This window comes from Amycolatopsis benzoatilytica AK 16/65, assembly GCF_000383915.1.
Taxonomy (GTDB): Bacteria; Actinomycetota; Actinomycetes; order Mycobacteriales; family Pseudonocardiaceae; genus Amycolatopsis; species Amycolatopsis benzoatilytica.
In genome coordinates this window covers 3,125,134-3,144,102 of record NZ_KB912942.1, presented here as the reverse complement: position 1 = coordinate 3,144,102, position 18,969 = coordinate 3,125,134, and the positions used below count along the sequence as shown (strand labels likewise).

General features: G+C 71.4%; 17 protein-coding genes. 3 read left to right on the top strand and 14 right to left on the bottom strand.

Going from position 1 to position 18,969, the window contains the following annotated elements; genetic code table 11:
* Positions 1–131: 131 nt before the first annotated feature.
* The gene (locus AMYBE_RS0114365; protein WP_020660086.1) at positions 132–875 is read right to left on the bottom strand and encodes a DUF2249 domain-containing protein; all 744 of its coding nucleotides are present in this window, start codon (positions 873–875) and stop codon (positions 132–134) included.
* A 71-nt stretch (positions 876–946) separates the two neighbouring features.
* Entirely contained in the window at positions 947–1,408 is a 462-nt protein-coding gene (locus AMYBE_RS41700; RefSeq protein WP_020660085.1) for a hypothetical protein, read from the bottom strand.
* A 306-nt stretch (positions 1,409–1,714) separates the two neighbouring features.
* Between AMYBE_RS41700 and AMYBE_RS0114355 the strand changes: the two genes are divergently transcribed.
* Positions 1,715–2,122, top strand: a complete 408-nt coding sequence (locus tag AMYBE_RS0114355) for a RidA family protein (RefSeq protein ID WP_020660084.1) — start codon at positions 1,715–1,717, stop codon at positions 2,120–2,122.
* 60 nt (positions 2,123–2,182) lie between these two features.
* Here AMYBE_RS0114355 and AMYBE_RS0114350 read toward each other — a convergent pair whose 3' ends face one another.
* A complete protein-coding gene (locus AMYBE_RS0114350) occupies positions 2,183–2,692 on the bottom strand; it encodes a MarR family winged helix-turn-helix transcriptional regulator (RefSeq protein WP_020660083.1) in 510 nt (169 codons plus the stop codon).
* A 55-nt stretch (positions 2,693–2,747) separates the two neighbouring features.
* Between AMYBE_RS0114350 and AMYBE_RS0114345 the strand changes: the two genes are divergently transcribed.
* A complete protein-coding gene (locus AMYBE_RS0114345; RefSeq protein WP_020660082.1) occupies positions 2,748–4,457 on the top strand; it encodes an MFS transporter in 1,710 nt (569 codons plus the stop codon).
* Between the two features lie 33 nt (positions 4,458–4,490).
* Here the strand turns inward: AMYBE_RS0114345 and AMYBE_RS0114340 are convergent, their stop codons facing one another.
* The 11 genes from AMYBE_RS0114340 to AMYBE_RS43995 form a co-directional block, all read right to left on the bottom strand.
* The gene (locus tag AMYBE_RS0114340; RefSeq protein WP_020660081.1) at positions 4,491–5,315 is read right to left on the bottom strand and encodes an HpcH/HpaI aldolase/citrate lyase family protein; all 825 of its coding nucleotides are present in this window, start codon (positions 5,313–5,315) and stop codon (positions 4,491–4,493) included.
* Complete coding sequence (locus tag AMYBE_RS0114335) at positions 5,312–6,520, bottom strand: CaiB/BaiF CoA transferase family protein (RefSeq protein ID WP_020660080.1); 1,209 nt, start codon at positions 6,518–6,520, stop codon at positions 5,312–5,314. The genes AMYBE_RS0114340 and AMYBE_RS0114335 overlap by 4 nt, the downstream gene beginning before the upstream one ends.
* Positions 6,517–8,592, bottom strand: coding sequence for an SUMF1/EgtB/PvdO family nonheme iron enzyme (locus tag AMYBE_RS46125; RefSeq protein ID WP_020660079.1), 2,076 nt, complete (start codon positions 8,590–8,592; stop codon positions 6,517–6,519). Before AMYBE_RS46125 ends, AMYBE_RS0114335 begins: the two co-directional genes overlap by 4 nt.
* Complete coding sequence (locus AMYBE_RS0114325; RefSeq protein WP_020660078.1) at positions 8,589–9,482, bottom strand: ribokinase; 894 nt, start codon at positions 9,480–9,482, stop codon at positions 8,589–8,591. The genes AMYBE_RS46125 and AMYBE_RS0114325 overlap by 4 nt, the downstream gene beginning before the upstream one ends.
* The gene (locus AMYBE_RS0114320; protein ID WP_020660077.1) at positions 9,479–10,807 is read right to left on the bottom strand and encodes an ADP-ribosylglycohydrolase family protein; all 1,329 of its coding nucleotides are present in this window, start codon (positions 10,805–10,807) and stop codon (positions 9,479–9,481) included. The genes AMYBE_RS0114325 and AMYBE_RS0114320 overlap by 4 nt, the downstream gene beginning before the upstream one ends.
* Complete coding sequence (locus AMYBE_RS0114315) at positions 10,804–11,964, bottom strand: ADP-ribosylglycohydrolase family protein (protein ID WP_020660076.1); 1,161 nt, start codon at positions 11,962–11,964, stop codon at positions 10,804–10,806. The genes AMYBE_RS0114320 and AMYBE_RS0114315 overlap by 4 nt, the downstream gene beginning before the upstream one ends.
* A gap of 94 nt (positions 11,965–12,058) precedes the next feature.
* Complete coding sequence (locus tag AMYBE_RS0114310; protein ID WP_020660075.1) at positions 12,059–13,336, bottom strand: ABC transporter substrate-binding protein; 1,278 nt, start codon at positions 13,334–13,336, stop codon at positions 12,059–12,061.
* 38 nt (positions 13,337–13,374) lie between these two features.
* On the bottom strand, positions 13,375–14,202 hold the full coding sequence (locus AMYBE_RS0114305) for a carbohydrate ABC transporter permease (RefSeq protein ID WP_020660074.1): 828 nt from the start codon (positions 14,200–14,202) through the stop codon (positions 13,375–13,377).
* A gap of 3 nt (positions 14,203–14,205) precedes the next feature.
* Positions 14,206–15,162, bottom strand: a complete 957-nt coding sequence (locus AMYBE_RS0114300) for a carbohydrate ABC transporter permease (RefSeq protein WP_020660073.1) — start codon at positions 15,160–15,162, stop codon at positions 14,206–14,208.
* On the bottom strand, positions 15,159–16,190 hold the full coding sequence (locus tag AMYBE_RS0114295; RefSeq protein ID WP_027927650.1) for a LacI family DNA-binding transcriptional regulator: 1,032 nt from the start codon (positions 16,188–16,190) through the stop codon (positions 15,159–15,161). The genes AMYBE_RS0114300 and AMYBE_RS0114295 overlap by 4 nt, the downstream gene beginning before the upstream one ends.
* A gap of 209 nt (positions 16,191–16,399) precedes the next feature.
* The gene (locus AMYBE_RS43995; RefSeq protein WP_281172136.1) at positions 16,400–16,702 is read right to left on the bottom strand and encodes an NUDIX hydrolase; all 303 of its coding nucleotides are present in this window, start codon (positions 16,700–16,702) and stop codon (positions 16,400–16,402) included.
* Between the two features lie 138 nt (positions 16,703–16,840).
* On the opposite strand from AMYBE_RS43995, the gene ligA reads away from it, so the two are divergent.
* On the top strand, positions 16,841–18,832 hold the full coding sequence (gene ligA, locus AMYBE_RS0114285) for an NAD-dependent DNA ligase LigA (RefSeq protein ID WP_027927649.1): 1,992 nt from the start codon (positions 16,841–16,843) through the stop codon (positions 18,830–18,832).
* The last annotated feature ends 137 nt before the right edge of the window (positions 18,833–18,969 follow it).

The window sequence follows — 18,969 nt, the reverse complement described above, 5'->3', positions numbered from 1 at the left end:
GGTTGCGGCGAGGGAGGAACTGCCGGTCGGTGGTCCGCACCCGCACCGGCTGGGCCGAAGCCAGGTCAGCCCAGCCGGTCCGCGCCCGGCATTGACTGACCCGCGGCTTCGGCCACCCAGCCAGCCTGTGGTCAGGCCGGCGCCGCCGCGCGCCCGATCCGGACGCGCCATCGTTCCGGGCCGGATTCCTCGTATTCCCAGGTGAACTCTTCTCCGTGCGTGGCGGCGAACTCGCGGCGCAGCGGCTTCGGGTCGTGGTTGTTCACCAGCACGAACGACTCGCCGGGTGCGAGCCGCGCGTACCGGCCGAAGATTCGCGGATGCCGGGTGCCGTGCGGGATTTCGCGGACGTCCAGTTCGACCGGCGTTTCCAGTCTGCCGCCGCGGAGGAGGGTGCGCAGGTCGTCGGCGAGGAGCGGGAAGTCGGCGCCGGGGAGCTCGGCCAGCGCGGGCAGCAGTACGGCGGTTTCGACTTCCAGGTACCCGGCCAGCACCGCGTCGAGCGCCTGCGCGGCGTGGCTGGCTTGCGCGGAAGTGTCCGACCGGAGCAGTTCGTCGACGGTGTCGAGCACGCCGTCCTGCCACCGCCGCAGTGCGCGCACCAGCAGCCGGGTCGGGGCGGCGCCGGCCGCGGTCGCGTTGAGGACCCGGTCGGTCGCGGTCAGGTAGTCGCGCAGCGGGCCGGCAGCGAACTCGGCGAGCCGCGCGCGGGCCTCGCTTCGTGCTGGGCCGTCGAGCTGCAGATCGGTGACCAAGGCCGCTTTTTCCCGGTATCCGGCGAGAATCCGGGCGGACTCGGCGCGCAGCGCGCCGTCTGCGCGGATCGCCGGATCGGTGCTGGTGCCGCTGATGTAGACGTCGGACGAACCGGTCACGGAAACCTCCCGGAATAGTAGTCACGAAAATATTAGTGCAAAAGGAGGCGACGGCGAGGGTGACGTCGGACTCAGGACGGACCGATCCGGGCCAGGACCAGCCCGACTGGGATGCTGACGAGCAGCACCAGGACCAGCGCTTCGAACCCGTACCGCAGCCAGCGTTGCCCGGTCCGCCCGCCGCCGCGCACCGCGAACGCGAACAGTGCCAGTGCGAGCACCAGGATCGCGCCGCCGACGTCGACCATCGTCGTGATCCCGGCGAGAGTTCCGCCTAGCACGGCGGCATTTCCGGCGTTCCAGGCGACCGCCTGCGCCACGATCGCCCGGACGGTTGGCAGTCGCGGTGCGAGCACCGCCTGCCCGATGCCGAGGCCGGTCTGCGCGACTCCGCCGACCAGCACCAGGTACGCGACCGCCCATGCGCCGTGCGGGGTCGGTGCGGGCGCGATGACCGCGGACGCGAGCCCGCCGGCCACTGTGCACGCGGTGCCGAGGGCGAGGAAAGGCGCGGCGGCGATGCGGGGAGTCATATACCCAATCTAGACTAGTGAAAAATGGCGGCACCGTTGGCGGGGCCGCAGCGGCGCGGGTTCCCCGCCGCTGCGCAATTCGTGTCGAGTGGTCCGGCTCCCGGCAATGCTGTCAGCTTCGCTGGTGCGGCAGCGCAGCCGGTGCGGCCAGCCGTGCACTGGACTCCTCGCTGGCCGACGGCCCGGGCGTGCTCGTCGAGCCGACGACCGGCTCGGCAGAATCGTCGTGACGATCGACTGGCGAACGGCCGGAATTGTCGGTGGTCCGTGGTGTGCTGAGGGCAGGAAACCAGGGAGGGGACAGTGATGGCGAAGCGGTGGAATCCGGATGGTGTCGGCGCACCGGTGGGGCGGTACAGCCATGTCGCGCAGGTGCCGGCGGGGCACGAGCTGGTCATCGTCGCCGGGCAGATCGGAGTGCGGCCGGACGGCGAGCTCGCCGGGCCGGGCGCGGAGGCGCAGACCCGGGAAGTGCTGGCGAACATCGAACGCGTGCTCGCCGCGGCTGGTGCGCGGCCGGAGCACCTGGTGAAGGTGTTCAGCATGGTCTCGGGCACGGAAGAGCTGCCCGGTTTCCGGACGGCGATGGGGGAGACGTTCGAACGGTGGTTCCCGGAAGGGGACTGGCCGGCGCAGTCGATGATCGTCGTAGCGGCGCTGGCGAAGCCGGAGCTGGTGGTGGAGATCGAAGCGATGGCCGCGGTGCCCCGGTGAAGTGCGGTCCGGCGCACCCCCGCCCGCGCGCCGGACGCGGGGCGTAGGCGGAGGATCGGCTCACTCCTCCGGATCCGGCCCTTCCCAGTCCAGCAGCAAACGCCGCAGGTCGGCGTTCAAAGCTTCCTGCGTCTCACTCGGCAGCACCTGCAGCAACCGGGCTTCGGTTTCGGTTTTCATCCCGAACACCTCCAGCGCCCGGGCCAGTCCCTCGTCGGTCAGGCTGACCAGGATCTGCCGCCGGTCGGCCGGGTCGATGTCGCGGCGGACCCAGCCCTTCCGCTCCAGCCCGGCCACGCGCTTGGTCACCCCGCCGGACGTCAAGCGCATGCTCGAGAGCAGTTGCCCGGCCGACAGCCGGTAGGGCGGACCGGCCCGCTTCAGCGCGCCCAGCAGCTCGACCTCCCACAGGCCGACGCCGAAAGCGTCGAACTCGCGCCGCAGCTCCGTCTCCAGCAACCGCGCGACCCGGAGCAGTCGGAAGCTCAGCGCCTTGCTGACCCGGTCTTCCGAGCGCACTCCGGTGATCTGCGCCATGACCCCGTCGACGTGGTCCCACTCCGCTGGCATGGGCGAGTACCTTAACACCAGTCATTATCTTACCGGTCTCGAATCAGGATGGCCCGTGCCTGCAACCACCGAACGCGCCGAGCCCGACCCGCAGCGCTGGCGGGCGCTGTGGGTGTGCTTGATCGCCGGATTCATGACGCTGCTGGACGTCAGCATCGTCAACGTCGCACTGCCGTCGATGGAACGCGGTATCGGCGCGACGCCCGCGGACGTTTCGTGGGTCGTTTCCGGCTACGCGCTCACCTTCGGGCTCGCGCTCGTGCCGGCCGGCCGGCTCGGCGACGACTACGGCCGCCGCCGGATGTTCCTGGTCGGGCTGGCGCTGTTCGTCGCGACCAGCGCGCTGTGCGGGGCCGCGCCGAACGCGACGTGGCTGGTCGTCGCGCGGTTGTGCCAGGGCATCGCGGGCGGGCTGCTGAACCCGCAGATCATCGGCATGATGCAGCAGCTGTTCTCCGGTCGCGAACGGGGCAAGGCGTTCGGCGCCTACGGCGCGGTGGTCGGGCTGTCGACGGCGGTCGGGCCGGTGCTCGGCGGACTGCTGATCCAGGGGATCGGCATCGAAGAGGGCTGGCGCTGGGTCTTCTACGTGAACCTGCCGATCGGTCTGCTCGCCATCCTGTTCGGCCTGCGGCTGCTGCCCAAGGACGCCCGCAGCGGCCGCAAACGCACGCCGGACCTGGTCGGCACCGCGCTGCTCGGCGTGGCGGTCGTGCTGGTGATGCTGCCGCTGATCGAGGAGGAAGAACAGGCCGCATCGCCGCGCTGGTGGCTGATGGGCGTCGCGGCGGCCTTGCTGGTCGGATTCGTGCTGTGGGAACGCTGGCTCGGCAACCGCGGCAAGCAGCCGCTGGTGAACCTCAAGCTGCTGACCGTGCGCAGCTACTCGATGGGGTCCGCGCTCGGCCTGGTGTACTTCGCCGGATTCACCGGGATTTTCCTGGTCCTGACGCTTTTCTTCCAGCAGGGCCTCGGCTACACGGCGCTGCAGGCCGGTGCGGCGATGCTGGCCTTCGCGATCGGGTCGGCCATCTCGCCGGCCATCGGCGGACGGCTGGTGCACCGGTTCGGCCGGCCGATGGTCGTGCTCGGCACACTGCTGGCGGCGATCGGGCTGGCCGGCACGGCGTGGCTGGTGCGGGACTATTCGGGCACCGGGACCGCGCTCGTGCTCGCCGGGCCGCTGTTCGTCGGCGGGTTCGGCAGCGGGCTGGTGATCTCGCCGAACTCGACGCTGACGCTGGAGGAAGTCCCGCCCGCCGAAGGCGGCACCGCGGCCGGCGTCCTGCAGACCGGGCAGCGGATCGGGTCCGCGGTCGGCACCGCGCTCGGCGGGTCGCTGTTCTTCGGCCAGCTCGGCCGGTCGCACGGGGACTACCACGCGGCGACCGCGCTCGGACTGATCGGGTCCACCGGGCTGGTCGTGCTCGCGTTGCTGTTCGGCGTGGTCGACGTGGTGCTGTCCCGCACGCGCAAGGCCCGCCGCCCGAAGAACGCCGGACCGGTCCGGCTCACTGGCACCGTCCGCGCGGTCCGCGGCCCGTTCCCCGGCGCTCAGGTCGCGGTGCTGGACGCGGACGGCCAGGTCCAGCGGGTGACAGTCACCGACGACGCGGGCCGCTACGTCGTCGACGACCTGTTCCCCGGGGTGTACACCGTGGTGGTGACCGGGTACGAGCCTTCCGCTCGCCCGGTGCGGCTCACCAGCGAGGGGCCGGGCCGCTTCGATCCGTTGCTGCGGCTGGCCTCCGCGCCGAAGGGTTAGCCCCTCGGCCGGTCCGTGGCGGGCAACCCGCGGCTACTCCGCGACCAGCGACAGCACCGCCCGAGCCTGGTCGAGCATCGCGACGTCGACGAACGTCCCGTCCGCCAGCGCGATCGCCCCCACCCCGGCCTGGGTGGCTCCATCCATTTTGGACAGTACGGCGCGCGCCTGCGCGACCTCGGCCTCGGTCGGCAGGAACGCCTCCCGGATCGTCGCCAGCTGGCCGGGATGGATGGCCGTCCGGCCGCGGAACCCGAGTGCGCGCCCGGTGCGGCAGCTCTGCGCGAGCCCGTCCAGATCGCGGACGTTCGCGTAGACCGACATCGCCGGCGGAGGCAGCCGGGCGGCGCGGGCGGCGTTCACCACCCGGCTGCGCGCCCAGGTCAGCCCAGTCTCGTCGGCGAGACGCAGGTCCGACCGCAGGTCCGCCTCGCCCAGCCCGAGCGACGCGATCCGCGGCGAAGCCAGCGCGATCGTCAGCGCCCGCTCCACCCCGAGCGCCGATTCGATCAGCGGATGCAGTTCCCGCCCGGGCAACGCGTCGGCGTGCAGCTGAATGTCGACGGGGCTCTCGACCTTCGGCAGCCGCACGCCGACACCGGACGGCAGCGCAGCGACCGCCGCGACGTCGGCGGCGTGCCACGGCGTGTCCAAGTGGTTGATCCGCACTTGCACCAGACGCGCCGGCGGCACCTCCGCCAGCAGCCGCACCGCGTTCTCCCGCGCGGCGTCCTTCCGCGCGGGCGCGACGGCGTCCTCCAAGTCGACCAGCACGACGTCGGCTTCCGACGCGAGTGCCTTGGCGACTCGATCCGGCCGGTCCGCCGGGACGTACAGCAGGGTCAGCACGGGCGTCATACCGCTCCTTCCGCGCGAAGCGACTCGATTCGCTCCGCGGTGAAGCCCAGGTCACCGAGCACCGCGTCGGTGTCGGCCCCGTGCGGGCGGCCGGTGAACGCGATCACGCCGTCGTTGCCGGACAACCGGAACAGCGGACCTTGCATCAACGTCGGGCCGAGTTCCGGGTCGTCCACCGAATGAATCGTGCCCAGCGCGCGGAACTGCGGGTCGGCGACGATGTCGGCGCCGTCGTAAATCGGCGCGACCGCGGCCTGCGCTTCCTCGAACGCGACCGCGACCTCGGCACGGGTGTGCTTCGCGATCCAGTCGCCGACCGCCTCGTCCAGTTCGTCCGCGTGCGCTGCCCGGTCCGCGCCGCTGGCGAACCACGGTTCGTCGATCAGGTCCGCGCGTCCGACGAGCCGCAGCACCCGTTCCGCGATGGACTGCGCCGAGGTGGACACGGCTACCCATTGCCCGTCGCTGGTCCGATACGTGTTGCGCGGCGCGTTGTTCACCGACCGGTTCCCGGTGCGCGGCTGGACCGTGCCGAGCTGGTCCCAGCGGGTGATCTGCGGACCGAGCATGGCGAGAATCGGTTCGATGATCGCGACGTCCACCACCTGGCCGCGCCCGGACGCGGCCCGCCCGGCCAGCGCCACCATGATCGCGTACGCGGTGGCCAATGACGCCACGCCGTCGGCGAGGCCGAACGGCGGCAGCGTCGGCGGCCCGTCCGGTTCTCCGGTGGCCGCCGCGAAGCCGCTCATCGCCTCGGCGAGCGTGCCGAAACCGGGCCGCGACCGGTAGGGGCCGAGCTGGCCGAAACCGGTGACGCGCGCCAGCACCAGTCCCGGATTGCGCGTGGACAGTTCCTCGTAGCCGAGCCCCCAGCGTTCGAGCGTGCCCGGCCGGAAGTTCTCGATCACCACGTCCGCGGTTTCGACCAGTGCCAGGAACACCTCGCGTCCGCCATCGCTGTTCAGGTTCGCGGTGACGGTGCGTTTGTTGCGTCCCAACGTCTTCCACCACAGGTTGACGTCGCCTTTGGCGACCCCGTGCGTCCGCGACGGATCGGGCCGAGACGGGTGCTCGACCTTGATCACCTCGGCCCCCATGTCGCCGAGGTGCATCGCGGCCATCGGCCCGGCGAACAGCGTCGACGCGTCCACCACCCGCAGTCCGGCAAGCGCGCCGGCGCTGGGGTCCCTCGACACGGTCATCGGCGCACGTCCCACGCGCAGCGGAACCCGACCGTCGCGCCGCGCGCGAGGCCGAGCCCGGGCAGCAGCAGCTTCACGCTGTAGTCCGCCGCGTGCCGGCCGCCTTCGACATACCATTCCGAGCCTTCGGCGCGGTAGTCGCTGCCGCCCTTGAGCATCACGAACCGGGTCCTCCCGTCCGAGTGTTCGCTTTCCGTCCAGTTCCACACCGCTGGCTCGCCGCGCCGCAGGCCGCCGGTTTCGCCGGCGAGCTGCCATTCGTCCTCGGTCGGCAGCCGGCCGCCACGCCAGGCGCAGTAGGCGCGAGCGTCGTCCAAGTCGACGAAGGTCACCGGCTCCTCCTCGGCGCCGGGGGCGGGCTTGCCGTCGATCCAGTGCGCGAGGAACCGGTGCGATCCGGCCGGCCGGTAGCCGGTGGCGAGGAATTCGGCGAACTGCGCGTTCGTCACCTCGGCGGCGGCGACGGCGACCGAGGTGGCCAGTTCGCCTTCGCGTTGCAGCGTGCGGGCATCGTGCAGCCGGGGCGGCAGCGGCTTCCACTCGTCCACGTACGGCGCTCCCTGGTACATGCCGGTTTCCCGGCCGCGGTACCGGACGGTCAGCACGTACGGCCCGGCTGGCAGCACCACCAAGTCTGTGAGGGGCCTCTTGCGGGACTCAGATTCCGTGAGGGGCCCTTTGCGGAACTCAGGTTCCGTGAGGGGCTCCTTGCCGGACTCAGATTCCGTGAAGGGCCCGTTGAGGGACTCGGATTCCGCGAAGGGGCCCTTCACGGAAGGCTGGCCGGGCTGGAGCCGCACCGCGAGCCGGTGCGGGAACCGCGCGTCCGGGTCGTGCGGCAGGGTCGCGACCTCAGGCAGCCACGACGGCTCCGGCGCGCCGTCCGCGACCCGCAGCAGCGCGGCGATCCCGCGGGCGGGCACGCATCGGTCGGCGAACAAGTCGATGACCGGGCCGTCGACCACCGGGCCGCGGTAGTCCTCGGCGCCGCGGTTCACGACCGTCCACAGTGTCCAGTCGCCGAGTTCCCAGCTCGAGGCGTACACGCCCGCGGCCTCCGCCTCGGCGGTCAGCGGGGCCAGCGGGGTCCACTCGCCCTCGCGCAGCAGGTCCCCGGCGGCACGTTGGACAGTCACCATCCGCCGCACGGTCGCCGCGTCGCGCTGCGACCAGCCGACCCATACGCCGAACACGACTTCCCACACCATCACGCCGACGCCGTTCAGCCACGCCGACTGCAGTTCCTCGGTGTGGTCGCGGTGCCAGCGCCGCACGTGGTGCTGCATGTGCCGGCGCTCGTACCAGTGCGAACGCAGCACTCCGGGAACCGGCGAATCGGCGAAGAACTGCGCCCACGACGCGGAATGGTCCTCGATCCGCTCGACCGGCAGTTTCGACTCGCCCTCCAGCACGACCCCCGGCCGCGCCCGTTCGAGCTGCTCGACCAGCGCCGGATCGGCCTTTTTCAAGGTGTCCAGGAAAACGCCGTCCGCACCGAGCTCCGCCAGCACCGCGGACAGTTCGGCCGCGTCTTCGCCGCCGCGGCGAGTGCCGACGTCCCACGGGTTGTAGTCCACGAACACCCGCAGGCCCGCCGAATGCAGAGTCTCGACCAAAGCGGCGAGACCGGGCACGTCGCGGTAGAAGTCCCACTGGTTGCGATCGTCGAGCCCGATCACCGGGTACGCGTGCCACAGCACGACCGCGTCGAGCCCGCCGAACCGCTGATGCGCGTCGGCGAGGAACCGTTCCGGCGTGAACCGGTGCTCCGCGAACGAATACAGCAGCTCGTCCCACAGCCAGACCTGCGCCACCGCGTGGCAGCCCGCTGCCCACGCGGCCTCCGGCCGATCGTAGGCGCGGCCGTGATAGCTGTGCCGCCGCCGGGCGTCCGCGCGCCACCGCACGAGCCGGGCTCGCCATTCGCCGCGGTCGGCCGGGTCCGCCGGACCGGCGAAGATCTTGGCCTCGTCCAGCGCTTCCAGGTGCTCGGCCGACAGCGGCGCGGCGAGCGGCACTTCGGTGGGCCGATCGATCGGACGCGGGACGAGCGGGTCGAACACGTAGGTCATCGGGCGTTTCCTCCGGTCCCGAACTCGGCGACCTCAGCAGCGGTCGGCACAGCGGACTGCGCGCCGGGCCGGGTGACCGCGAGCGCGGCGGCCGCGCTCGCCCGTTCGGCGGCTTCGACCAGCGAACAGTCGCCGGCGAGTGCGGCGGCCAGCACGCCGCAAAAGGTGTCTCCGGCGCCCGTCGTGTCCACAGCGGACACCGGGAACCCGGGCAGCCGCACGGTTTCCCTTTCGGCGACGACACAACCGGCGGCACCGAGCGTGATCACCACCGCGGGTGCGCGCTGCCGCAGTATCCGGGCCAGCTCGTCCGGCGTGCCGCTCGTCCCGGCCAGGTCGGCCGCCTCGTGCTCGTTGACGACCAGCACGTCCACGTCGAGTTGCGGCAGCGGGCAGGACGGCGCGGCGTTGAGCACCATCAGGGCGCCGGATCGGCGGGCCTGTGCGGCCGCGGCCACGACGTCCAACGGGATCTCCAGCTGAGCGAGAACCACGTCCGCCGCGGCGATCCGGGCCAGTTGCGCTTCGCCGAGCCGCAGCCGCGAGTTCGCCCCGGGCGCGACCACGATGGAGTTCTCCCCGTCCGGCGACACCAGGATGAACGCGGTCCCGGTCGCCGTGTCCGCTCGCGAGGCCAGATCGGTGCGGACCCCGGCGTTCTCCAGCGAGGACAACAGGAAATCCGCCCCGTCGTCCGGACCGAACGCGCCCAGGAACGTTGTTTCCGCGCCGCCGGCGCGCGCGGCGGCGGCTGCCTGGTTGGCGCCCTTGCCGCCAGGACTGCGCCGCAGGTCGCCGCCCAGCACCGTCTCGCCGCCGCGCGGATGCCGGGGCACGCCGACCACCAGATCGACGTTCGCCGACCCGACCACCACGACCCGCCCGGTCACCGCGGCACCTCAGCGGTCCGCGCGGCGAGGTCGGTGATCCGCTGCTCGCCGCCGGGCAGCGACGTCGCGATCCGGTTGTCGAGCGGCTTCGTCCACTGCTCGCCGATCCCGTCGACCCCGGCGAGCGCACCCACCACCCCGCCGACCGTCGCGGCCGCGGAGTCGGTGTCCCAACCGGCGGTTACCGCGATCGAGACGCTGTGCCCGAAGTCGCCGTCGCCGCGAGCGAGCGCGTACGCGATCACCGAGGCGTTGTTCAGGACGTGCACCCAGTGCAGATCGCCGTACCTGGCGTGCAGCCGGTCCAGACCGTCGCGGACCGAACCAGCGGTCGCTGCCTCCCGGCCGAACCGCACGGCCTCGGCGAGCCGGCTTTCCGGCGGCAGCACGGTTTGCGCCGCATCGAGGACACTGTGGACGGAACCGGCTGCCATCGCCGAGGAGGCGAGCGCCGCCGCCCACATCGCGCCGTAGATGCCGTTGCGGGTGTGGCTGAGCCGCGCGTCGGCCCACGCCAGCCGAGCCGCGCCGCGGACGTCACCGGGGGAGACCCAGCCGAAGACGTCGGTGCGGATCAGCGCGCCGATCCACTCGCGGAAAGGGTTGTGGTGCGTCGCGGTCTCCGGCACCGGACGCGCGTCGAGCAGGTTCCGGTAGGCCGCACGCTCGGCGGTGAAGACCCGCCCGGCGGGCAGCTGCTCCAGCCAGAGCTGCGCGACGTCTTCGGTGCCGAACTCCCGGCCGTGCCGCTCCAGCAGCGTGAGCGCCATGATCGGGTAGTTGAGGTCGTCGTCCTCCGGCATCCCGGAGATGTTTTCTTCCAGCGACGTGGGTTTCGAGCGGCGATTCCAGGGCCACCGCGCCGCGACCTCGTCCGCCAGCCCGACCGCGGTGAACCACCGCTCCAGCGGCCAGCGCCCGGTCGAGCGCAGGATTTCCTCGATGCCCTCGCGCGGGATCTTCTCCACCGGTTTGCCCAGCAGACAGCCCGCGGCCCGGCCGGTCCACGCGCCCAGCGCGCGGTCCTCGCTCGGTGCGGGAAGCTCCGGCGCGGCCGGGAGCAGCGCGACGATCTCGTCCCAGCCGTCCGGCTCGTGCGGGGCCGCCGCGGCGGGGACCGCGGCCAATTCGTCCAGCAGCGTCCGGGCCAGCGCCCGCAACGCGGGTGGTGCCGGCCGCGGTCCTGCCCCGCTCGCCGCGGGCACCGGGTCGCCGCCGGCGGCGACCCACCGCTCCCGCACCGCGGTCACGTCCTTGCCTTCCGCCGCGGACTGGACGAACTCGTGGGCGAGCAGGTCTTCCGGCTGGGCCCAGGTGAGCCTCATGCCGCGTCCAGCGCGTCCAGCGCGTCCAGCCGCGCCCGAGTCCGCGCACGGTCGGCCTTCACGATGTCCGCCGCGGCTGACGCGAGCAGCAGCCCGGTCTCGCGCAGGTCCATCCTGCTGGCCTCGCCGATCGGGTCGATCCACTCGGCCGGCACCGCCGCCGCGCCGCCGAGCCCAGCGCACAACGCACCGGCCATCGACGCGATCGAGTCCGCGTCCCGGCCGTAGTTCACCGAGCCGAGCACCGCGCCGCGGTAGTCGCCCTGGTGGCCCAGCACGAACCCGAGCGCCGCGGGCAGCTCCTCGATCGCCTTGGTGCGCGATGGACGGCGGGCGTCCATCGACATCTGCCGGTACTCCGGGCCGACCGAGTCGAACGGCGCGACGACCTCGCGGATCTTCCGGGCGAGCGCGCGCTCCTCGTCGTCGGTCCGCGGGGGAGCCGCCCAGCCTTCGAAAGCGTCCACAACGGCCCGCAGGGCGGCCAACGTCCCGTCGTGCGCCACGGAAAGCGCGGCCTGCCCGAGGTCGCTCAGCTCAGCCCCCGGCGCGACCGAAGCGGCGACCATCGCGGCCAGCACCCCGGCGGCCTCCCGGCCGTAGCTCGACTGGTGCGGCGCGGTCAGGTCGATGGCCTCGGCGTACGCCGCCTGCGGATCGCCCGGGTTCACCACGCCGACCGGCGCGATGTACATCGCCGCGCCGCAGTTCACGATGTTGCCGACGCCCGCCTCGCGCGGGTCCGCATGCCCGTAGTGCAGCTTCGCGACGATCCACTTCTCGGCGAGGAACACCCGCTGCAGCAGCAGCGCGGTCGACTCCAGCTCCGGCACCCAGCGCGGTTCGCCGATCATCAGCGGAACCAGGTCCTCGGACATCGAGTACGCGTCGAGGTGCGTGCGCCGCTTGGCGTACACCTCGACCAGCGCCCGGGTCATCAGCGTGTCGTCGGTGATGTGCCCGTCGCCCTTGTGGTACGGCGCGATCGGCCGCGCGTCCCGCCAGTTCGGGTACCACGGGCCGACGATGCCGGTCACCCGTCCGCCGTGGCGCTCCTCGATCTGCTCGGGCGTCCACCCTTCGGTCGCGCCGCCGAGCGCGTCCCCCACCGCCGCCCCGGTGATCACTGCCACCGCGCGGTCCTCCAGCCAGGTCACCGGCTTGCGTCCCTTCCGTTCTCCAGCGCGGGCATGGTGCCCGCGCCTGGTGTGCGCGCCGGGCCCGGACTCCGGCCCGGACCCGGCGCGGCGGTCACTTGCCGACGCTCGCCCAGCCGTCCTTCAGCTGCTGCGCCAGCGTGTTCGCGTCGATCTGGCCGGCCAGGAACCGCTGATAGGCGGGCGTCGCGACAGTGTCCTTCCACTGCGCGTACTTGCCGGCGAACAGATACGGCGCCGAGGTCAGGTACTTGCCCGAGGCCAGGATCGTGCTCCAGCCGTTCTTGCCGCTCAGCTTCTTGTCCAGCGCCTCGCGCGCGGAATTGCTCGCCGGGATCAGCGTGTCGGCCTCGTTGAGCGCGGCCAGGTTCTCGGTGTTCGTGAAGTACTCCAGGAACTTCGCGGCCTGCTCGACGTGCTTGGAGTCCTTGTTCACCGACAGCGTCTGCGGGTTCGCCGCCTGCGCCGGGCCGTTCGGGCCGGCGATCGGGGGCAGCGCGACCCAGTCCAGGTCCTTCGGCGCGTCCTTCTCGATGTTCGCCGCTTGGTAGGAACCCTGCACCGTCATCGCGACCTGGCCCGCGTAGAACGGGGCCAGCGCCTTGCCGCCGGACTGGGTCAGCGTCACCGGCAGAATCGAGTGGTCGGTGGCGGACATTTCGTGCACCAGCTGCGGCAACGCCATCTCGCCCTGGCCGATGCTGATCTGCGCCTTGTCGCCGGTGCCGTCGAAGTACTTGCCGCCGAACCCGGGAGCCATCGCCACGAAGGTCGCGGTCGGGCTGGACAGGCCCCAGCCGAGGCCGTACTTGCCGTCCTTGGTCGCGGTCTTGGCCAGCTGGCGCAGCTGGTCCCAGGTCATCGTCTCGCCTGCCGGGATCTGCGCGCCGGACTGCTGCAGCAGCTTCTTGTTCGCGAAGACCACATAGGACTGCAGCTCGGTCGGATAGGCGACGACCTTGCCGTCCACCGTCACCGAGTCGAGGACGCCCTTCGGGATGTCCGCGCGCTTCTGCCCGGTCAGGTACGAGGAGAGGTCGGCGAGGTACCCGTCGGCGGCGAACGGGCCGATGCCGGCCGCCTCGTAGTGCACGATGTCCGGCGCGGTGCCGGCGTTGAACTGGGTGATCAGCTTGTCGTAGGCGCTGTCCCAGCCCGCCTGGACGAGCTTCACCTGGATGTCCGGGTGCGCCTGGTTCCAGGAGCCGACGATCTTGTTCGTCGCGGCGATCGCGGCCGGCTGGTCCGACAGCGACTGGAAGGTGAGGGTGACCGGCCCGCTGTCCGCGCTGCCGCCGCCGCTGCCGCACGCGGCGGCGAGCAGGCTGGTGAGGGCGAGACCGGCGGCGAGTGCCGCGCGTCGTGTCTTCATCGACCGACCTTTCGAACTGTTTCCGGTGGGGTGGAGACTCATCCCTTCACCGCCCCGGCCATCAGGCCGCTGGTGAGTTTCTTCCGCAGGAGGCTGAAGAAGGCGATGCTCGGGATCGCCGCGAGCACGGCGCCCGCGGCCAGCGGGCCAAGGGCGACCTTGCCCTCGCCGCCGATGAACATGGTGAGCGTGATGGGCAGCGTGTAGTTCTCCGGCGACTGCAGCAGCACCAGCGCGAAGAAGAACTCGTTCCACGACGAGACGAAGCTGAACATCGCGGTCGCGACGACGCCAGGGGCGAGCAGCGGGAAGACGATCCGGCGCAGCGCGGTGAGCCGGCTCGCGCCGTCCATCGCCGCCGCTTCCTCCAGTTCGAGCGGGATCGCCGCGACGTAGCCCTGCAGCATCCAGAGCGCGAACGGGAGAATGTAGGTGGTGTGCACGAGTGTCAGCCCGACCAGGCTGTCGGCGAGCCCGAGCGTCCGGAGCACGAGGAAAAGCGGCAGAATCACCAGCACCACCGGGAACACCTGGCTGACCAGGATCCAGGTGACGCCCGCCAGCCGCAGCTTGCCCTTCAACCGGGCGAGCACGTACGCGGCGGGCACCGAGACCAGGATCGCCAGCACGGTGCTGGCCAGCGCGACCAGCAGGCTGTTGAACGCGGAGTGCAGCAGGCCCTGCCGGGACAGCGCCTCGGCGTAGTTGTCCCAGTGCCATTCGCCGGGGACCAGGCTGACGGTCAGCGAGTTCAGCTCGGCCGAGGACTTCACGGACGCGGAAATCAGCCACAGCAAGGGGAAACCGAGGAACAGCAGGTACAGCGCGAGTGCCAGGTACTGCGCGGGGCGCACGGACCAGCGCATGGGTCACCGCCCCTTTTCCGGGCGGTCGCCGCGGAACTGCGACCGCAAGTAGATGGCGAGCAGAGCCACGACCACGATGACGAGCACGAGCCCCATCGCGGCCGCGTAGCCGATTTCCCGGTTCTTGAACGCTTCGAGGTAGACGAACAGGACCGGAACCATCGTCTTTCCGCCGGGGCCGCCCGCGGTGAGGACGTAGACCAGGGAAAAGGAATTGAAATTCCAGATGAAATTGAGGCTGGTGATCGAGCTGACGATCGGCCGCATGCTCGGCCAGGTCACCGCGGTGAACCGGCGCCACGCGCCGGCGCCGTCGACGGCCGCCGCCTCGTGCAGCTCCGCTGGGATCTGTTGCAGGCCAGCCAGCAGGGTGACGGTGGTCTGCGGCATGCCGACCCAGACGCCGACCACGATCACCGCCGGCAGCGCGGTGGTGAAATCGCCCAGCCAGTTCGTTCCGTCCGGCAGTCCGAGGCTGCCCAGGAACGCGTTCAGCGGTCCGCCGTTCGCGGAATAGATCATTTGCCACATGATCGCGACCACTACCGGCGGCATCGCCCACGGAATCAGCGCGAGCACCCGGGTGAGGCCCTGGAGCCGGAGGCCGGAGTTCAGCAGCAGGGCCAGGCCCATCGCGGCGGCTAGTTGCAGGACGGTGACGCCGACCGTCCAGATGAGACCGATCCGCAGCGAGTCCCAGAACAGCGCGTTCCCGCCGAGCCGGATAAAGTTGTCGATTCCGGCGAAGCCGAAGTCCGGGTGCCGGACCAGCCGGGTGTCGGTGAACGCCAGCCCGATGCCGATCACCAGCGGGGCGACCGACAGCACCAGGATCGGAATCAGCGACGGCATCACCAGCGCGATCGCCTCCCGTCGGCGGGTGCGCGCCTGGGCGGCCTGCTTGGCGCGCCGCGGCGGGGGAGCGGGGGCCGCCCGCCGCGGCTGCGTAGCCGTGGTCATTCCGCAGTCTCCACGGGGTTTTCGAGGATGGTCGATTCCCGCACGCGCAGCTCGGTCCCGACCGAGATCTGCTGCGCCGGGGCGTCCGCGTCGTCGGTCAGCCCGAGCATCAGCCGGGCCGCGGCGCGCCCGCGCTCGGCCGAGCCGAGGGACACACTGGTCAGGCGGGGCAGGAAAACCTGCCCCAGTTCGGTGTCGTCCATCCCGGTCACGGCGACGTCGCGCGGCACGCTCAGGCCGAGCTCGCGGGCGGCGTGGATGGCCCCGATGGCGAGCAGGTCGTTGGCGGCGACGATCGCGTCCGGCCGTTGCGGACCGCCGAGCAACTTCCGGGCCGCCTCGATGCCCGCCGCGACAGTGAAATCGGCGGCGACCTCGACGCCCGCCTGCTCGGCGGCGAAGTCCTTCGCGGATACTGCCTCGTCGAATCCGCGCTGGCGCGACGCACCCGGAGTGGTGTCGAGCGGCCCGTTCAGGAACCCGATCCGACGGCGGCCGAGCGAAACGACGTGCCGCACCGCCGCGCCGATCCCGGCGGCGGAATCGGTGGAGACCGAGCTGATCCCGCGGTCGCTCATCGCGCGCCCGATCACCACGACCGGAACCGGTGCGCGGCCGATGTGGCCGATCAGCTCGTCGTCGGTGCGCAGCGGGATGACGATCATCCCGTCGACGTAGCCGCCGTGCAGGCTCTGCATCAGTTCGGCGGTCGACGCCGCGGTGTCCCCTGTGGACATCACGACGACCCGGTATCCGTGCGGGGCAAGGACTTCATGGATGCCGCGCATGATCTCGACGTATACCGGGTTGCCGATGTCGGCCACCGCGAAAGCGATCTGCGAGGTCTTCTTCAACCGCAGCGACCGCCCGATCGCGTCGACGCTGTACCCGAGCTCGACCGCGGCCGCGCGCACGCGCTCGACCATGGCCTGGCTCGCGCCGGTCCCGTGCAGCGCGCGCGACGTGGACGCCAGCGAAACGCCGGCGCGCTCGGCCACCTGAATCAGCGTGGCTCGGGTTGACGTCATCGTCCCTCCAGGGCAGACAGCGGTGGGGAAACTGCGGTTGGAAACGTTTCCGACGTGTGGATTGGAAAGTTGGAAACGTTTCCAGGCGGTGGCGGAATCATGTCACCCGGATGCCGGAGGTGTCAACGCGGACGGTGATCTGTGATGTCCGTGTGACCGGCCAGGCGTTGGGACGCCGTCGGCTCGCTTTCGTTCGGCCAGGCGTTGGGCTAGCAGTCCGTGAAGGACCCCTTGAGGGACTTGGATTCCCTCAAGGGGCCCTTCACGGACATTCGCAAGTGCGCGCAGGTCATCCGGACGCGCACGCCCGCGGCGTGGCCGCGCGCCTGCGCTTCGTACGTGGTGAAACGGCGCGCGCTCGCCAGGTCGACCTCAACCGTCAGCTCTTCGTCGAGCTCTCGCACGAGCGTCCGCAGGTCCGTCTCGCCGGGTTCGCGCTTGCCGCCCGGCAGATACCAGACGTCCCTGTCCCGCGAACGGGAGCTGAGGACCCGGCCCGCGGCGAGCCGGATTCAGGCGATCTTGTCGTTGACGGGCACGGACGTCCTTCCGGTCCCGAGGAGTCCCGGCCGTCCTTCCTCGGCGATGTCTTCTCCGGCACGGTGCGTTGGCGTCCGGTTTTGTCGGTGCGGGCGGGTAGCGTCTCGCCCGTGGATGTCGGAAAGCGTATTCAGGAACTCGCCGATCGGGTCGTGCAGCTGCGCGACGCGTACTACCGGGGTTCGCCGCTGGTGGCGGACGCCGACTACGACGCGGTCGAGGACGAGTTGCGCGGGCTGATCGAGGCGAGTCCGGAGCTGGCGCCGGACCCGAACCCGCTGGAGCAGGTCGGCGCGCCGGCGGTGCTGCACGCGCCGGTCCGGCATTCGCGTCCGATGCTGTCGTTGGAGAAGGCGACCCGGCCGGAGCAGGTGGAGGCGTTCTTCGACCGGTTCCCCGGGCAGTCCGTAGTGGTAATGCCGAAGCTGGACGGGTTGTCGCTGGCCCTGGTGTACGAGGACGGCCGGCTGGCTCGGGCGGTCACCCGCGGCGACGGGACGACCGGTGACGACGTGACGATGCTGGTCCGCGCGCTGACCGACGGGATCCCGCCACAGGTCGACGTTCCGGGCCGGGTCGAGGTCCGCGGCGAGGCGGTGATGCTGCGGTCGACGTTCGCCGCGTTCAACGCCGCGCATCCGGACAAGCCGCTGATCAATCCGCGCAACGCGGCCGCGGGCACCCTGCGGGCGAAGGACCCGGCAGCGGTCGCGGAGCGGCGGCTGCGGTTCTTCGCTTTCGACCTGGACGCCGATTCCGGCGACACGGAAACCGATCTGGCCGCCGGGCTGGCCGCGCTGGGCTTCACCGCGGCCGAGATGCGCCGGTGCGCCGACGCGGCGGCCGCGCAGACGGTGATCACCGCGATCGAGGCGAAGCGCAACGACCTGGACTACGACATCGACGGGGCGGTGCTGCGGCTCGCCGACCGCGCCGCGTACGCCGCCGCCGGCACCCGGTCGAGTTCGCCGCGCGGGGCGCTGGCGTTCAAGTTCGCGGCCGAAGAGAAGACGACCGTGCTGTCCGATGTGGTCTGGGACGTCGGCAAGACCGGCAAGATCGCGCCGGTCGCATGGCTGGAGCCGGTGTTCGTCGGCGGCACCACGGTCACCCGCGCGACGCTGGCGAACCAGGAAGTCATCCGTGCCCGCGGGATCAAGATCGGCGACACCGTGCTGGTGCGCCGGGCGGGCGACGTGATCCCGTTCGTCGCGGGCGTGCTCGACGCGTCGAAGCGGACCGGGGCGGAGAAGGAGATCGTCCCGCCGTCGACGTGCCCGTCCTGCGGGCAGCCGCTGACCGAACAGGGCAACAGCCGGGAACTGTTCTGCACCAACGTTTCCTGCCCGGCGCAGACGGTGCGGCGGCTGATCCACTGGGCATCGCGCGCGGCCGCGGACATCGACGCGATCGGCGGCGTGTGGATCGAACGGCTCGCCGAGGCCGGGGACCTGGAACACCCCTCGGACTTCTACCTGCTGACCAAGGAACGGCTCCTGGAGTTCGACCGGGTCGGCGAGGTGTCCGCGACCCGGATGGTCGAATCGATCGACGCGAGCCGCCGGGTGGGCCTGCGCCGCGCGCTGATCGGGCTGGCGATCCCGATGGCGTCCGAAGGCACCGCGGCCCGGCTGTGCCGGGCCGGATTCGGTTCGCTGGAAGCGGTTCTGGAGGCCGGCGTCGACGGGCTGGTGGCGGTCGAGGACATCGGGCCGAAGGTCGCCGCGTCGCTGGTCGAGCACCTGACCCGGCTGCGCCCCGAGCTCGAACGGCTGCGCGAGCGCGGGGTTTCGCTGGACGTGCTGGAGGAGGACCTGCCGCCGGCCGTCGTCGCGGGCGCCCCGCTGAAAGGCAAGACGGTGGTGGTGACCGGCGCGATCAACGACCCGAGGTCGGGGGAAAAGGTGCCGCGCCCGACGTTCCAGCGGCTGTGCGAGACGGCGGGTGCGACCACCGCGTCGTCGGTGTCGGCGAACACGGACCTGCTGATCACCGGTGCGGACGTCGGGGCGAGCAAGCTGACCAAAGCCGAGAAGCTCGGCGTCGAGGTGGTCGATCAGGGAGTGGTCTGGGAGCAGCTGATCGCCGCCGGCGTGGTGTAGAGGCGGCGGGCAGACCGCGAAGCCTTGAACTTCGCCGTGGTGCTGGACAGGCTTCCCGCTCGGGCGCCTACCGGACGCGCCCTGCGCGAAGGACGACAGGTCCAGCATCCGGTCCAGGCCGATCTCGAAGCAGTCCA

Excerpts from the sequence above, each read along its gene's own strand:
- AMYBE_RS41700 (WP_020660085.1), bottom strand. The coding sequence starts at position 1,408 with ATGACTCCCCGCATCGCCGCCGCGCCTTTCCTCGCCCTCGGCACCGCG.
- AMYBE_RS0114355 (WP_020660084.1), top strand. The coding sequence starts at position 1,715 with ATGGCGAAGCGGTGGAATCCGGATGGTGTCGGCGCACCGGTGGGGCGG.
- AMYBE_RS0114350 (WP_020660083.1), bottom strand. The coding sequence starts at position 2,692 with ATGCCAGCGGAGTGGGACCACGTCGACGGGGTCATGGCGCAGATCACC.
- AMYBE_RS0114340 (WP_020660081.1), bottom strand. The coding sequence starts at position 5,315 with ATGACGCCCGTGCTGACCCTGCTGTACGTCCCGGCGGACCGGCCGGAT.
- AMYBE_RS0114335 (WP_020660080.1), bottom strand. The coding sequence starts at position 6,520 with ATGACCGTGTCGAGGGACCCCAGCGCCGGCGCGCTTGCCGGACTGCGG.
- AMYBE_RS46125 (WP_020660079.1), bottom strand. The coding sequence starts at position 8,592 with ATGACCTACGTGTTCGACCCGCTCGTCCCGCGTCCGATCGATCGGCCC.
- AMYBE_RS0114320 (WP_020660077.1), bottom strand. The coding sequence starts at position 10,807 with ATGAGGCTCACCTGGGCCCAGCCGGAAGACCTGCTCGCCCACGAGTTC.
- AMYBE_RS0114310 (WP_020660075.1), bottom strand. The coding sequence starts at position 13,336 with ATGAAGACACGACGCGCGGCACTCGCCGCCGGTCTCGCCCTCACCAGC.
- AMYBE_RS0114305 (WP_020660074.1), bottom strand. The coding sequence starts at position 14,202 with ATGCGCTGGTCCGTGCGCCCCGCGCAGTACCTGGCACTCGCGCTGTAC.
- AMYBE_RS0114300 (WP_020660073.1), bottom strand. The coding sequence starts at position 15,162 with ATGACCACGGCTACGCAGCCGCGGCGGGCGGCCCCCGCTCCCCCGCCG.
- AMYBE_RS0114295 (WP_027927650.1), bottom strand. The coding sequence starts at position 16,190 with ATGACGTCAACCCGAGCCACGCTGATTCAGGTGGCCGAGCGCGCCGGC.